13 protein-coding genes are annotated in these 12,549 nt (G+C 53.3%); 7 read left to right on the forward strand and 6 right to left on the reverse strand.

Annotated features, from left to right (window positions below; all coding sequences use genetic code 11):
- Positions 1 to 41 precede the first annotated feature (41 nt).
- Entirely contained in the window at positions 42 to 950 is a 909-nt protein-coding gene (locus ACK13D_RS00125) for a LysR substrate-binding domain-containing protein (RefSeq protein ID WP_033760408.1), read from the reverse strand.
- A 99-nt stretch (positions 951 to 1,049) separates the two neighbouring features.
- Between ACK13D_RS00125 and ACK13D_RS00130 the strand changes: the two genes are divergently transcribed.
- A complete protein-coding gene (locus tag ACK13D_RS00130) occupies positions 1,050 to 1,823 on the forward strand; it encodes a HalD/BesD family halogenase (RefSeq protein WP_022624319.1) in 774 nt (257 codons plus the stop codon).
- Between the two features lie 2 nt (positions 1,824 to 1,825).
- On the opposite strand, the gene ACK13D_RS00135 is transcribed toward ACK13D_RS00130, so the two are convergent.
- From ACK13D_RS00135 to ACK13D_RS00145, 3 genes are all read right to left on the reverse strand, one after another.
- Entirely contained in the window at positions 1,826 to 2,899 is a 1,074-nt protein-coding gene (locus ACK13D_RS00135) for a DUF2817 domain-containing protein (protein ID WP_418795320.1), read from the reverse strand.
- 37 nt (positions 2,900 to 2,936) lie between these two features.
- Positions 2,937 to 3,707, reverse strand: coding sequence for a transporter substrate-binding domain-containing protein (locus tag ACK13D_RS00140; protein ID WP_418795322.1), 771 nt, complete (start codon positions 3,705 to 3,707; stop codon positions 2,937 to 2,939).
- A 452-nt stretch (positions 3,708 to 4,159) separates the two neighbouring features.
- Positions 4,160 to 5,071, reverse strand: coding sequence for a LysR family transcriptional regulator (locus ACK13D_RS00145; protein WP_187512029.1), 912 nt, complete (start codon positions 5,069 to 5,071; stop codon positions 4,160 to 4,162).
- 126 nt (positions 5,072 to 5,197) lie between these two features.
- Here ACK13D_RS00145 and ACK13D_RS00150 point away from each other — a divergent pair, with 126 nt between their 5' ends.
- On the forward strand, positions 5,198 to 6,577 hold the full coding sequence (locus tag ACK13D_RS00150; protein WP_191914110.1) for an MFS transporter: 1,380 nt from the start codon (positions 5,198 to 5,200) through the stop codon (positions 6,575 to 6,577).
- Complete coding sequence (locus ACK13D_RS00155; protein WP_045140111.1) at positions 6,574 to 6,969, forward strand: hypothetical protein; 396 nt, start codon at positions 6,574 to 6,576, stop codon at positions 6,967 to 6,969. The genes ACK13D_RS00150 and ACK13D_RS00155 overlap by 4 nt, the downstream gene beginning before the upstream one ends.
- 301 nt (positions 6,970 to 7,270) lie before the next feature.
- On the opposite strand, the gene ACK13D_RS00160 is transcribed toward ACK13D_RS00155, so the two are convergent.
- Positions 7,271 to 7,531: a type II toxin-antitoxin system ParD family antitoxin gene (locus ACK13D_RS00160; RefSeq protein WP_033780223.1), complete on the reverse strand. Its 261-nt coding sequence runs from the start codon at positions 7,529 to 7,531 to the stop codon at positions 7,271 to 7,273.
- 296 nt (positions 7,532 to 7,827) lie between these two features.
- A complete protein-coding gene (locus ACK13D_RS00165) occupies positions 7,828 to 9,036 on the reverse strand; it encodes an aldose 1-epimerase family protein (protein ID WP_418795325.1) in 1,209 nt (402 codons plus the stop codon).
- A 367-nt stretch (positions 9,037 to 9,403) separates the two neighbouring features.
- Here ACK13D_RS00165 and ACK13D_RS00170 point away from each other — a divergent pair, with 367 nt between their 5' ends.
- The 4 genes from ACK13D_RS00170 (at position 9,404) to ACK13D_RS00185 (ending at position 12,481) form a co-directional block, all read left to right on the forward strand.
- Entirely contained in the window at positions 9,404 to 9,961 is a 558-nt protein-coding gene (locus tag ACK13D_RS00170) for a peroxiredoxin (protein ID WP_010670341.1), read from the forward strand.
- Between the two features lie 24 nt (positions 9,962 to 9,985).
- Complete coding sequence (locus tag ACK13D_RS00175; RefSeq protein ID WP_010247150.1) at positions 9,986 to 11,227, forward strand: protein-disulfide reductase DsbD family protein; 1,242 nt, start codon at positions 9,986 to 9,988, stop codon at positions 11,225 to 11,227.
- A 71-nt stretch (positions 11,228 to 11,298) separates the two neighbouring features.
- Positions 11,299 to 11,853 (forward strand): sigma-70 family RNA polymerase sigma factor, encoded by a 555-nt coding sequence (locus tag ACK13D_RS00180; RefSeq protein WP_010247151.1) that lies wholly within the window; start codon positions 11,299 to 11,301, stop codon positions 11,851 to 11,853.
- Positions 11,840 to 12,481, forward strand: coding sequence for an NrsF family protein (locus ACK13D_RS00185; RefSeq protein ID WP_033780220.1), 642 nt, complete (start codon positions 11,840 to 11,842; stop codon positions 12,479 to 12,481). Before ACK13D_RS00180 ends, ACK13D_RS00185 begins: the two co-directional genes overlap by 14 nt.
- Positions 12,482 to 12,549: the final 68 nt, after the last annotated feature.

Consider the following 12,549-nt stretch of genomic DNA (forward strand, 5'->3'; position numbering starts at 1 on the left):
CCAGACTGGCGGGCGCAGGCGAGTCCGATCACGGCGAAGGGCTATTCGCCGCTCGCGCCCAGTTGGCTTAACCAGCTGATCATCGCCTCACTGCCTGGCTGGCTCAGGGTGCGTTGCGGCCAGACAAGGTAATAGGGTTTGCTCAGCGGCAGGCAAAGATCATCCACTACCACCAGATCGCCCCGCGCCAGTTCCGCCGCGATAAGGCGTCGCTGCCCCAGCAGCACACCAGCTCCCGCGACGGCCGCATCAATCGCCAGCGAGGTCAGATTAAAGCTGAATGCGGGCTGCGGCAGAGGTTCGTCCATGCCTTTAGCCTGAAACCAGCTTCGCCAGTCCGGCAGAAAACGGCCTTCATTACCCCAGTCGAGGTGGATCAGCGGCGCCTGGCTTAAGATCGTTTCCGGCGTAAAGCGATGTAACAGAGCAGGACTGGCCACCGGCAGCACGTCATCATGAAACAACTTCAGCTTATCTGACTGCGGGTAACGATCCTCACCAAAGCAGATCACAAAATCGGCGGGCATCGCGGTGAAATCGACCTGAGAATGCGTACCGTGTAACGAGAGATCGATATTCGGGCAATGGTCGCGCCAGCTAGCCAGCTGGGGCAACAGCCATTTGGACGCCAGCGCCGGTAATGTGTAAACCGTGAGTTTTGGCGCACTGGCCGCATGGCGGATGTTTTGCTGACCGAGATGCAGAATATCAAACGCCTCGGTGACATAGCGCAGATACTCTTTGCCGGTTTCGGTCAGCATCACGCCGCTCTGCGTACGTAAAAACAGGGCGCTGCCGAGTTGCTCCTCCAGCTGGCGAATCTGCTGACTGACTGCCGCCGGGGTTAAGGCAAGTTGAGCGGCCGCTTTTGCCAGGCTGCCCAGTTCGGCAGCCACTTTAAATGACTGTATGACGCTGATCTTTGGCAACCTTGGCAATTGGGCAGGCATTAACTCTTCCTTATCAGGGCATTAAGTTTTTATCGTTACGCAGCGTTGCAGGCGACCGGTAGAGTAACATCACACCTGCTCATCATGAGAATTGTTGCTATGTCTGGTTCCCTTGTCCGTCTCGATCTTCATCCACTGGCCGATCATGGCTGGCGTCAACGTTGTCGTGAACAGTTAAACCAGTCCGGCGCGCTGGTACTGCGTCAATTTTTAAAACCACACGCTTTAGAGGCGATCATCGAAGAGGGCAATGCACAACGTCACCAGGCTTATCACACCCGCAGCAAGCACAATGTCTATCTGATGAAACCTGATGACGCTTTCAGTGCTGAGCATCCGCGTAATCGGGATGTGATCAGCACCAAAGGCTGCATCACTGATGATGTTATCGCTGCCGACTCGCCGCTGCGTCAGCTTTATAATGATGAGCTGTTCAAACATTTCCTGTGCGATGTGCTGGGTGAAAAAGCGCTCTATCCCTATGCTGACCCACTTTCCTCGATCAACCTGCACTATGCATCACACGGCCAGGAGCTGGGCTGGCACTTCGACAACTCCTCATTTGCCATCACCTTACTGGTACAGAAACCGCTGGCGGGCGGCGTGTTTCAGTATGTGAAAGATCTGCGGGATGCCGATGCCGGTGAGATGAACTTTGCCGGTGTCGACGCAGTGCTGGAAGAACGCCAGACCGTTGACGCGCTGGAGATAGATGCCGGGGATCTGGTGCTGTTTCGTGGCCGTAATTCCCTGCACCGTGTGACCCCAACTGAAGGCGAGGTCACCCGTATGCTGGCCGTGCTGGCTTACAATACGCAGCCGGATATTGCGTTGTCAGAAACCGCGCGTATGACCTTTTACGGCAGACTATGACATCATGGCGTGTCTGCAAGGGCACGCCAGCCGCGCAGAAAGATTTGCTGCGTGCGGAAAGCCACCAATGCACGCCAGTCCGCATCTTCTGGCCAGAACCCCTCGACCAGTTGCTGCTTTATCACCTGGCCGCCCGCACTGGCAGGGTCGCCATAGAGGTGCAGCCAGTGATCTTCACGCACCCGCTGATGCATATCCTGACCCTCGTAAGTCCCGCATTCCACCACCAGAGGCAAAATCCGGGTGTCAGCCAGTGACGTCAGCAGATAGTGCGACAGATAGCCTGTTGCCGTTGCTGTTACACCAGTTACACTGTCACGTCCGGCACCAGTAAACAATAAGGTCAGCCACTCACCGTAAATGACTTTGCCCCAGTCATGCGCCGGATAACGCTGCTCCGCAATAGAGAGCAGCATCGGATGCCCCCATGCGCCAGCCCCGGTATGAAGGTCAAAGCTGATGATGGTTTTCGCCACAGAGAGATGCTGTTCAACGATTGCCGCCATCGTAAGGTGTGACCAGCAGGGCTTCTCACCGCCGAAAAAAAAGCCGTCAGCAAAACTATACTGTCCGGCTTCTGTGACACGTTTAACCGCCTGCCAGCCCGCGCCCTCGAGTGCGTCGGCCAGTTGCCGATCGGCGCTTGCACGGTCGCCATGATAAATACCGTGCCACTGTGCATAATCCGGGTTAGCAGGAGGCGGCTGACTGAAATCGATAAAGTTACGGTTCAGATCAATATTGTCTTCGTTCACGCGCCGTAAATGCGCCGCGCCCCATGGATTGAGCAGATGAATCAGCAACAGCGCGGTATCAGCGGGCAACGCTTTTTCATCCAGGGTCTCGAGCCAGGCTATCTGGCAATCGGAACCATAATAGCCTTCAACGCCGTGAGTGCCGGAAACGACCAGCATCAGACGTGATGCGCTGGCCGGTCCTATCCGTGCCACGTCTGTATACAGGGCTTCTCCCAGAGGACCAGGCAGAGGATGCGGATACGAGGTCGTCTCAGCAACTTTGCTCTGCGCCGCTGCCATAAACCGCGCGCGCTGAACGTGGTATTCGGGCAATGCCATAGTCTTCATATTCCTGCGATTCTTCACGTTGAGCGGCTCAGGGATAAACACTGAATTTAAAATATTTTTTGGTGAGCTGGTCATAATTCCCGTTTTTATGCATCTCCGCCAGTGCCGTGTTAATCATCTTCAGGTTTGCCTCATCTCCTTTGCGTAGCGCGATACCCACGCCATCACCAAAAATCACTTTATCCACCAGGGTCCCTTTGATGGCGTACGGCTTGCCTTCGGCTGAGGTCAGGAATCCCTGTTCAGCAGAGACCGCATTGGCCAGGCTGCCATCAAGACGCCCGGCGACCAGATCCGGATAAACTTCCATCTGGTTAGGATAGGAGATGACTTTAACGCCCTCCGGCTCCCATTTGGTTTTGGCATAGGTTTCCTGGATGGTGCCCTGTGCCACACCGATCGTCTTACCGCGCAATGAGGCAACATCGGTCGTCAGCGTGCTGGCAGCCGGTGCCAGTAAAGCACTGGGCGTGTTGTACAACATATCGCTGAAAGCCACCTGCTGACGACGCTTATCGGTCATCGACATCGCTGACAGGATGGCATCAAATTTCTTCGCCTGAAGGGCAGGGATGCTGCTATCAAAACCCATTTGCACCCACTGGCACTTCACCTTTGCCTGAGCGCAGATGGCATTGCCCAGATCAACATCAAAGCCCTGCAATGATCCATCAGCCGCCTTGAATTCAAACGGCGGGAACGTAGGGTCAACGCCAAAGCGCAGGGTCTGCTGCGCCAGTGCCACGTGACTAACTGTTGTGAGCGAAAACAGTAATGCGAGGGATAAGCTCTTTTTCATGTTTTAATTCCCGGATGCAAATGAATTTAAGCGCGACATTCAAATTTAATAACATGCGACCTGTTTTCCTGCCAGCGAATAAACTGCAATCATCCAGATTAAAATCTTATGTTATTAAGGTACTGTGCGAATTATTTATACGGCGTTAATTTTTACTTAATACTGTGCATCAAATGACTGAGCCATACCAGGGTGTGGCGCAGGTCCGGGCCTGAAGCCGCAGGCGCTGGGGATGGGATAACAAGACAAGCCCCAGCGCCAGTTTTACAGGTTATCGCGCAGCAGTGATTTATCAGGACAGGGAATTAAGTAATGCGCCTGCGTTAAACTGAATTGTCATAGCCAGACAGTAAATATTTACCTTCCCGCGCTGCTTAAAATAAAGTTTATGGGGTTTAAATCAGTTCAGATAAATTAACGGTTAGCCCATCAGAATAATGTGATGGATGCGCTTATTTTCTGCTGGAGAGCGCTAAACGTTCATGCAGGAAATCTATAAACGCGCGTACTTTTTCTGGCACATGACGAGTATTAGGATAGAGCGCGTAAATTCCCTGACGGGGGAATTGATGATCGGGCAGTAGCCGTACTAATCCACCTTTTCCAATCTCATCCTGTACCAGCCAGGCGGGCAGAATCGCCACGCCAGCACCGGCTAAAGCAAAAGCGAGCAAAGAAGAGGCACTGTCAGCCGTGATCATGGCAGGCTGAAATGCGCTCATCAGCACAGACTCGCCTTCGGGCGTGATCACCTGCCAGCTGAGTGGCGTCGATAAACGGCTATGCGCAATCCATTTTGCTGACGCGAGATGTGAAAGATCCCGGATAGACGCTTCATTCAGGCTGTTGAGATAACAAGGTGCAGCGACCGCCAGGATATCAAACTGATCGATAAGGCGGGCGTGATGACTGGAATCGGCAAGATGCCCAAGTCGTATCGCCACATCGAAGCGGCCGGCAATCAGGTCGTCATTTTTTGATGAAGAGACGTGATGTATGCATAACTGCGGGTGTTGGGCTGCAAAGTCAGCCAGGGCAGGGACGATCACACGAGCGCCATATTCCAGAGTGGTTGTGATCCGGAGTGTCCCGCTTAATCCAGCGTGATCACTTCTCACATCCTCTAATACGCTTTCCGCATCCTGAAGAAGCTGAAGGCAACGATGATAAAATCTTTCACCCGTATCCGTGGCTGAAACGCGTCTGGTGCTCCTGATAAGGAGCGAGACACCCAGCTCCTCTTCGAGATGTTTAATATTGAAACTCACAACGGCTTTAGTTAACCCGAGTGTCTGAGCTGCACCTGTAAAACTGCCTGCCTCGACAACTGCGACAAAGATCCCCAGCCGTTGCATATTGATCATCGTAAACTCCGTTAACGAAATCTCATTGTCAAAATATCTTTGACAGTGTAACAACAGAAAGTGAATTTATCCCGATAATTTAAGCACCTATACTGCGCGCCTTACGCTGACCTGTCTGGGAAAAAAATGAGCTATCGTGTGCGCGTAGCCAGTGTCTATTTGCTGGGATTTTTTATTGATCTGGTCAACATGTTTATCGCCAATGTTGCTTATCCAGCAATTGGCAGACATTTTGATGCCCCCGTTAGCCAGCTGGCATGGATCAGTAATGGCTACATCTTAGGCCTGACGCTGGTCATACCGCTCAGTAGCTGGCTGGTACGGCGCATGGGCGCAAAACGTCTGTTCATGCTCTCACTGCTTATTTTCATTGCGGGCACTTGTGGTGTGGGGGCATCAGCGTCACTTTCTCAGCTCATCACCTTCCGATGGATACAGGGCATCGGCGGCGGACTGTTGATACCTATCGGTCAGACGATGACCTATGCGTTATACAGGAGCAATGAACGTGCGAAGTTATCGTCAGTCGTGATGTTGATTGCATTGCTGGCACCCGCCTTGTCGCCAGCTGTTGGTGGAATAGTGGTTGAGAGCCTTAGCTGGCGCTGGGTTTTTCTTGTGACCCTGCCGCTCGCGGTTGCGGCATTGCTGCTGGCGGGATGCTGGCTCAAAGCAGACAAACCGGCGAACTCATCTGAACCGCTGGACCTGGTGGGTTTAGTCAGTGGTTGTGCCGCGCTCACGCTGATCCTTCTCGGACTGACTTACCTGGGCGATGCTGACAGGCTTTATCAGGGGGCGATGATGCTGCTTGCTGGCGTCATTACTCTGGCGGCCTATGTATGGGACGCACTTCGAAAAAGCCATCCACTCATTAACCTGCATCTGATAAAGGATCCGCTCTTACACACCGCAATGCTGATCTATCAGTTTATACCAGGCGTGTTCACCGGCGTCAGTATGATCACTATGCTATACCTGCAAAATCAATTAGGTATGCATGCCAGCATTGTCGGCGCGCTCATGCTGCCATGGTCTCTGGCTTCCTTTGCGGCAATTAGTCTGACAGGTAAGACGTTCAACCTCTGGGGACCACGCCCGCTATTTATCACCGGCTGTCTGTTTCAGGCGCTGGGTATTGGCCTGCTGGCGTTGACTGGCCAGACATCGGACACCTTAGTCTTTGCACTTGCTTTCGCCTTGATGGGATTTGGCGGCAGCCTGTGCAGCAGTACGGCCCAGAGTTCTGCTTTTATTCACATCACCGACAGCGAACTTGCTGATGCCAGCGCACTCTGGAATATCAATCGCCAGCTCAGTTTTTGTCTCGGCGTTACGCTGGTCAGCCTGCTGTTCAATCTGATTGCGAATAGCAGCATGCCTGAAGAACACGCTTATCACCTCTGTTTTGTTATAGCGGCATTCAGCGCTGTGATTCCGCTTCTGTGTTGTTTACGCATTTCAAATCAGAAAGTTATTTCTATGCTTAAAAGGGACCAAAAATGAACCGTTATTTTAAGGAAGTACTGGACGCCCACGAATTGATTTGCAACTGGCTGGGTAACAAAGAAGCACATGATGAGGTTTGTGAGGAACTTTTAGCGCGTTTTAGTCCTGCATATTCTATGGTGACACCGGGCGGTGCCTTGCTGGATTTCACGACACTAAATGGGTTTTTCCGCACTCAGCGCGGTGCACGTCCGGGTTTAGCGATTGATATCTGCGACATGCAGATGGTTGCTGAGAGTGAAGAAAACGCCACTGTGGTATATAAGGAGTTGCAGCAGCTTCCGGGCCAGGAAGCCACGCTGCGGTTTTCTACGGTTGTGTTCGAGGTAAATGATGCTGGCAAGGTTTTGTGGCGACATCTGCACGAGACTTCGTTACCTAAGCCGTAGATGCTGTCGATTCGCAGTGTGTCAGGGCGCGACGGGTTGAGAGCAACAGCGTGCTCTTAAACCAGCGATCATCGCCACTGTATATCCTGAACCGATCGCCGTGAGAGATACAGTGGTGGTGAGGCGACGGCTTTATTGATCGTGAAAATTCCTCACCAGAGGCCGTTATACAAGGGGCTTCAGCAGGTTGTCTGAAGTCCACGGATAAGGTTAGCTTAGATCTTTAGCCTTTATGTTACCGCCTTGCCTTAAGTGCGCATAATCTATCTTATGTTAAATAAAATATCTCATACGTACTTCATTACCCTTTACCACCTTCGGCCTGCCGCCGATATTTTTGCGACAGGCGACCAAATACCTCTTCCGCGTTTTTGCTTTCGCCGCTGTTTATACCTGCGCTGACCGCTGTTTGCAGAGCATCAAGTTTCATCTGCTGCTCCCGTTCTTCCAGTGCCCTGAGGCCCGCACGGATCACTTCACTGGTGTTGTTATATCGCCCGCTTTCTATCTGTTCGCGGATGAACGCTTCGAAATAAGGACTGAGTGCTACGCTGGTTGGCATGATTCCTCTCCCGCTGAGTTACTATCAGTTATTAACTGTTAGTATTTCAGAGTTACTTAAAACCCTCCCACAGCTATGCCGAATATTTACCTGTGATGTCCAATGCTACGATGTTATCGCATCGCCAGTATCCATCGCAGGTCTGCGCTATTCTCCCGCATCGGTATTGTCATCTCGTGACGGTACAATTAACAACGCCCTATGTCGATTACTGCCATTATCAGTTATGGCAAAACATAACTGACTGACCAGTTAAGTAAAAACCCCAACAAGTTAGCTGGGGTTATGATGGGTCGTTACTCTTTCGCTATCGGCGTCTCGCTTACATCAATCTTCGTGTCACCCTGAATGCCCTTAATGCGTTTCTCAACGTCATTAACCTGCTCGCTGCTGTGCAGCAAGGTGTACGTCAGATCAAATGTTGTGCTCGCACCCGGTTGCAGTTGCTTCACACGTTTTTGTTCACGTTCAATGGTGACCGGATAGGCGTAACTGGTACCAGGTTCGATGCCGGTCACGTAGCCCTGTTTCAGGGTGTCGGTATTTTTCCATAAGGTCAGCATCGGGAGCTGACGCGTATCGAACTGAATGGATGCGCCGCTGTTGCCCTCTTTATTTATCACCGCAGCGACGGTCTGATGTTTGCTGTCTGAAAGTGGCTTGATGTTGAACACCATCTCATCGAAGTCTTTGGTCGGACCTTTATAGGTCTGCCACTCTTTTAACCCGGCTTTCGCGTAGTCATTGAACGGGCTGATGCCGGACATCGGTGCCAGGAAGCGTGCGCCCTCTTCCAGAATCGGTTTGCCGAAGTTGCTGTGATAGATGATCTGGTAATCGTGCGGATAGTCGGCATGGTTTGTTAACACATCATGCAGGCTGAAACTGTTGCTGCCTGGCACGTAACGCAGCTCGGTCATGGTCTGCAAATCAGCTTTCTTAAAGGTGCTCTCTTTAATCAGGCCGCGAATACGAATTTCGTGTGGTGCTGCATCGGCCACTTTAACTTCCAGCTGAGAAACCGGCGTATTCCCTGCTTTACCGTGCAGCGTATAGATTCGGCCTTCATCGGTGACCGGATGGCCGGTCCATTCGTAGCCGCAACGCACCATCATCTCGTTGAAACCATCCAGCCAGCCCAGACCGTTGCGGCTCTCAAGATTGATGTAGGCAGGATTGACGACCTCTTTAACCGGTGAATCCCAGCCCATGCGGGTGCCAAAGCCTTCAACACGCAGTAAGTTCATGCCACGGGTCGGGCTTAGCGTAATCGTCAGGCCGTCCTCGCTGCGGATCGTCAGTATTTTACTGCCTTCCTGCTTGCCGCCATGCAGGACTTTCTGTTCGATGCTGAACGGTTTGCCCTGTGACTTCAGCTCACTGCTGGAAATCTTCCAGTTTCCCTGCTCGGTGCCCTGTTCAGCACTCGTCAGCACCCAGGTTTTCGCCGCTGCAGAGCCTGAAACCAGCACTGCCAGTACCGTTAACGCCAGTTTAATCTTCATCCTTCACCCCATTAGCTGAATCGTTTTTTCATTCCGTAAGGGAAATTTACTTAATGGGACTGAAGATAAACGTGATGATGCTCACCTGTTGGGAAAAGGCAGCGACTCAGACCTATTATTGTGGGCCAAATCACAGTGATTACAGGCCAGAGAGGAATAACTACAGCGGATCAGGTGAAATTTGCTGACATTAGCTTTATTCGATTCAGCTAAAAATGAGGGATCTGATAAAGGACGGCTGGTGAAGCACCATAAAAAAAACACGAAAAAAATTCCTCAAACGCGCAACTTTTTCCATTTTTAAACGAACCTGTTATCAGGGACGTCAGACAACTCCGTCTGTTCGTCAATGGAGAGAGTAAAGCCAATGAAAAACACCCTGAAAACCCTGGCCGTCGCTACGCTGCTGGCACTGAGTGTTCCGGCAACATCTGCTTTTGCAGCGTTACAGGTCGGTGAAAAAGCACCGGACTTTAAACTGGAAGCCGCGCTGGCCGGTAAATCGACCACCTTCTCATTGCAACAGGCGCTGCAGAAAGGCCCGGTTGTCCTCTACTTCTTCCCTGCTGCTTTCAGTGCAGGCTGTACGCTGGAAGCACACGATTTTGCTGAAGCGACCGATGAATTTAAAAAGCAGGGTGCGACCGTCATTGGCGTGACGGCGGGTAATACCGATCAGATTGCGAAATTCTCGCAGCTTGAATGCCGTGACAAATTTACCGTCGCAGCCGATCCCGGTGCCAAAGTGGCGGCAGAATATAAGAGCACTATGGAGATGAAAGGTCAGAAACTCTCAGACCGTACCTCTTACGTGATTGCGCCCGATGGCAAAATCCTGCTGAGCTTCACCGATAAAAATCCTGATACGCATATCCAGAAAGCGATGGATGCCGTTAAAAAATACCGCCAGGCCAATCCGGCATAACTTCATCTTCAGAGCAGGTACATCATGCTGACTGCGATTGCAGCCGCCTTCCTGGGCGGCATTATTCTGAACCTCATGCCCTGCGTGTTTCCGGTGATCTCGCTGAAAGCACTGAGCCTGATCCGCCATCACGAATCACCTTCCCACGCCAGAGCCGAAGGCCTGGCCTTTCTGCTGGGCGTAGTCGTGACGATGGTCGCTCTGACCGCAGTTCTGTTGCTGGCCAGGGCGGGCGGTGCATCGGTGGGCTGGGGATTCCAGCTGCAATCGCCGCTGGTCATCGCTGCGCTGATTCTGGTGATGCTTGGGTCGGCGCTGAACCTGCTCGGTCTGTTTGAAGTAGGATTATCGGTTCAGCGGGTTGGCGAAGTGGGAGGCGATCGCGGTGGTTTAGTCGGTTCAGCTCTGACTGGCGCGCTGGCCATCATTGTCGCCACTCCCTGCAGCGCGCCCTTTATGGCCAGCGCGGTAGGCTATGCGCTTACCCAGCCTCCGCTAATCAGTCTGGTGATCTTTATTTCACTGGCGCTGGGCTTTGCTGCGCCCTTCACCCTCATCTCATTCTTCCCGGTGCTGGCGCGAATTTTGCCAAAACCGGGTGCATGGATGATCACGTTAAAGCAGGGGCTGGCGTTTCCCATGCTGGGCGCGGTGGGCTGGCTGATCTGGGTACTTGAACGTCAGGCGGGTTCGGCGGCGCTGGCTGCCATTCTGGCCTGCTGTTTACTGTTTAGTTTCGCTGCCTGGCTGTATGGCATGGCGCAGAAACGCCGTATGATGGGACAGCGTCATTGGGTGCTGCATGTGGCGACCGCATTCTTCCTGGCGCTGGTCGTAGTGCCGTTACTGAACCTGAACAGGTTTGCCGAGGCTCCGGCTGAAACGGCAACCGCCTCACAGGCTGCCGCCGCTGTGGCGTGGTCGCCCCAGAACGTTGATGCCATCAAAGGTCAGGGCAAGCCAATACTGGTGAACTTTACCGCATCATGGTGTATTACCTGCCAGGTTAACGATCGTACTTCGCTTTCGACGCAGGCGGTAAAAGCGGCGATGGCGCGAACCAACACCATTTATATGGTCGCGGATTCCACCAAATACAATCCCGATGTTGAACAGGCGCTGAGCGATTTCGGACGCGGTGGATTACCGCTCTACGTGGTCTATCCGGCTGACGGCGGTAAACCTGAGGTACTGCCCCAGGTGCTGACGCCTGGCATTGTGATTTCAGCGCTGAATCAGGCAACAGAAAAAGGAAATAAATCCTGAGATTACTGATGAAACGATTGCCTGGCGCGTGGCCAGGGCGCGGCGACAGCGTGCTGAACTGCTGATGATCGATGCCAGAAACTGATCAACGCGCACAGCAGTGGCCAGCATTAATGGCCCGGGCGCAGGCGGGTGACAGAGCTGCCTATAACCAGTTACTGAAAGCGATGGTTCCGGCCATCCGGGCACTGGTATGCAAAAAAATCCGTGATGAGGGACTGGTTGAGGATGTCATTCAGGAGACGCTGCTGGCGATTCATCGGGTGCGGCATACTTACGATCCGCAGCGTCCGATACTCCCCTGGGTTGCTGCCATCGCCTCTGCCCGGGCCATAGATGCGCTGCGCCATCGCGGCCGTCGCCAGGAAGTACAGGATGAGGAAGAGCTGCAACGGCAACCCGCTGCAAGTGCAGAGTCCTCAGCCGATACGGATATCCTCTCCGGTTATCTGGATAACCTTCCGCTGCGCCAGCGAGAGATCGTCGAATCCGTGCATCTGCGCGAGCAGAGCCTGGCGCAGGCAGCAGCTGAAACCAATCAGTCGCTCTCTGCGGTTAAATCTCTGTTGCATCGCGCAATGGTCAACCTTCGTAAATATGGACGGGGTCATCATGAGAAATCATGACCAGTTAATCAATCAGCTCAGCGCGTCTGCCCAGCCGGTGCAGCGCGTCTGGCCCACCGCCTGGCGCGTCGCGGGCTGGATTGCCCTTGCCCTGCCCTGTGGCGCGCTGACCAGCTGGGCATTTCACAGCCGTTTCACCGACTGGTCTCAGCCTGGCGCGTTTTTCGCGCTGGTTGCCCTGCTGCTGTCACTCATCATCGCGGGCAGCACGCTGGCGGCAGCCTTTACGCTGAGTATTGCAGGCAGAAAACCGATCAGCCTGCGCTGGCCGCTGCTGATGGCGATGATGTGGCTGGGGCTGAATCTGATCAATATGTCATCTTCAGCACCGCCATCGGGCGCGAACCGGTTGGGTGAAGGGATGCACTGCTATCTGTTTATGCTGTCGGCCAGTGTCCCGATGATGCTGATGTCCGTGTTCGCCCTGCAGCGCACCCGATCCCTCTATCCGGCGCGCAGTCTGGCGCTGAGCGGCTGCGGCAGTGCGTTTACCTCATCGATGCTGCTGTCGTTGTGCCACGATACCCATCTGCACGCCATCGATTTTTCTATGCATCTGGCTGCGGGCATCACCATCGTGGCGCTGACGGTGCTGGCAGGCCGCCGCTGGGTCAGGCTGGGAGAGTAATGGCACGCCGCTTCCGTTCCTCCTGAAGATGACTCCGCGCCCCGTTCAATGAAATTCTGTCAGGAGCG

The sequence above is a fragment of the Pantoea sp. K16 genome (assembly GCF_048452805.1).
Taxonomy (GTDB): Bacteria; Pseudomonadota; Gammaproteobacteria; order Enterobacterales; family Enterobacteriaceae; genus Pantoea; species Pantoea agglomerans.